We start from the raw sequence: 1,853 nt of genomic DNA, 5'->3' as shown, positions 1-1,853 counted from the left end.
ATATCTCACACGAGATTCGCACACCCTTGAGTTTGATTAAAAGCCCATTGGAAAAATTGCTAGAAAAAGTTGATTTAAAGAGCGAAATAAGGGAGAATCTGTCTATTATGGATAAAAATGTAAGTCGTTTACTTCATCTAGTTAGTCAATTATTGGATTTTAGAAAAACTGAACTAGAATCTGTCAGTTTAACCTTTGTCAAAACCAATATTTCAAATTTAATAAGAGAAACGCACACCCAATTCAGTCAAATCATAGATAGTAAGAATATCGATTTTGAACTTAAAATGGAAACGGAGAACCTAATTGCCTATGTTGATGTTGAAGTATTGACCAAAATATTGAGCAATCTTTTTAATAATGCCATAAAATATTCAAAATCGAATATTATTCTATCGTTGACCAATAAGGAAGGCTATTTTAAATTAACCATAAAAAATGATGGTAAGCTCATCCCGCCCCATCTTCGAAACAAAATATTTGAACCTTTTTTTAGGGCACCAGGAACCGAAAATCAGTCCGGAACTGGCATTGGTCTTGCTCTGGCCTATTCGCTTGTAAAATTGCACAAAGGAACGCTGAAATTGGACACTAGTGATGCTGCTATGAATAGTTTTGTGCTTAAGCTTCCTCTACATCAGGAAAAAGAATTCGATTTTTTCGATTCCGAAAAATCAGACATAAAGGAAGATACGGCGTTGTCGATGCATAAATTTCAGATAGAAAACAATAAACCAACTCTCCTTTTGATAGAAGACAATGAGGATTTATTGGATTTCATTGCTAAAGATTTAATGGAAAATTATACCATTCTAAAATCATCAAATGCAATACAAGCATTAGAAATTGTTGATTGCGAAAATATCCAATTGGTAATCAGTGATGTAATGATGCCTGAAATGGATGGATTCAACTTCTGCGAAAAAATGAAAACCAATATCAATACCAGCCACATTCCCATTATTCTATTGACTGCCAAAACTTCTATTGGAGCCCGAATAGAAGGGCTGGAATCTGGTGCAGATGCCTACATTGACAAGCCTTTTTCAATGGAATATCTAAAAGTCCAAGTGTCTAATTTATTAGAGAATAGAAAAAATATAATAGAACATTATTCAAGTTCACCCTTGGCGCACATCAGAACAATGGCCCATACGAGTGTCGATGAAAAATTTATAAAAAAACTTGATGAAATTATAATCAGAAACATTTCAGATTCTAACTTAAGCGTTGATACCCTGGCCGAGAATATGAATATGAGTCGATCCACTTTATATAGAAAAATTAATAGTATTTCCAATTTGAGTCCAAATGATTTAATAAATATTACTAGACTTAAAAAAGCAGCTGAATTGTTAAAAACAGGAAATTATAAAATATATGAAATAGCGGAAATGGTTGGTTTTAATTCACAAGTGAGTTTTGGCAGAAGTTTTCACAGACAATTTAATATGACACCCTCTGAATATGTAAAGTTTGAGATTAAAAAAGACAATAAATAAGTTATTTGATATAATTAAATAGTTTGATTTTTAAACCCAAAGCAATCACCTATATGTAGGCCTCAAGTATTCCTTAAAAGATTAATTTGAAATATATTTAAGTAATATGGTTTTAACCTTTTTTCCTGTCATTTGATATTTCACTTACAAATTTTACATTTATATGAAACAATTAACAGGTTTGTGACGCAATTATGACGCAATCCATTTAATTAATAATACGTTCCAGCACCTTTTTCCTGAATCTTTAAAAACACCAATATCTATCTATGCTTTTAAATCTCGACTAGCCGTTGCATCTGATATTTCACTTAATAATTGGAAATCCTTATTGGTTATTTTTTTATTCTT

General features: G+C 31.3%; 1 protein-coding gene. It reads left to right on the top strand.

Annotated features, from left to right (window positions below):
• Positions 1–1,502, top strand: a 1,502-nt coding sequence (locus EKL98_RS15470; protein WP_126563097.1) for a hybrid sensor histidine kinase/response regulator transcription factor, incomplete at its 5' end; no start/stop codon positions are given.
• Positions 1,503–1,853: the final 351 nt, after the last annotated feature.

The organism is Flavobacterium bomense, assembly GCF_003970355.1.
The sequence above is the reverse complement of the archived record's forward strand: the minus strand, read 5'-3'. Positions and strand labels throughout refer to the sequence as shown.